Raw genomic sequence first — 530 nt, 5'->3', positions numbered from 1 at the left:
GTGTGAAGCGGCGGCGACGGACGCCGGGGTTCGCGCAGCAGCAGGGTCAGCAAAAAGCTGACCAGGGCCAGCCCAGCCGACAGCCAGAACAGATTGATAAAGCCGATCCGGCCGACCAGGTAGGCGCCCAGGGCTGGGCCGATGGTCATCGACAGGTTCAGCGCCATGCCGTAATAGCCCATGGCTTCTCCGCGCCGGGCGGGCGGTGACAGGTCGGCGACAAACACGCTTGACGCGGTGGTATAGATGGCAATGCCGATGCCGTGAAAAAAGCGCAGCCCCAGCATGACCGGTACCGAGCCGACCAGGGTGTACAGGGCCGGGGCCAGGAAATAGATGAAGGTGCCCAGGCTCAGCCCGCTCTTGCGGCTCCAGATGGAAACCAGCTGTCCCGAGAGCGGCCGGGTCAGGACCGCGGCCAGGGCAAACGCACCCATGATCAGGCCGACCTGGGATTCCGCGCCGTGGAGTTCCTGGACGACGAACAGCGGCAGGACGGCGAACAGCACGAACATGCTGCCCGAAAACAG

General features: G+C 65.1%; 1 protein-coding gene. It reads right to left on the bottom strand.

What is annotated here, in order from left to right; genetic code table 11:
* On the bottom strand, positions 1–530 hold a 530-nt coding region (locus J4F42_20175), incomplete at both ends, for an MFS transporter (protein MCE2487837.1).

Source organism: Desulfurellaceae bacterium, from assembly GCA_021296095.1.
Classification (GTDB): Bacteria; Desulfobacterota; Binatia; order Bin18; family Bin18; genus JAAXHF01.
The sequence above is the reverse complement of the archived record's forward strand: the minus strand, read 5'-3'. Positions and strand labels throughout refer to the sequence as shown.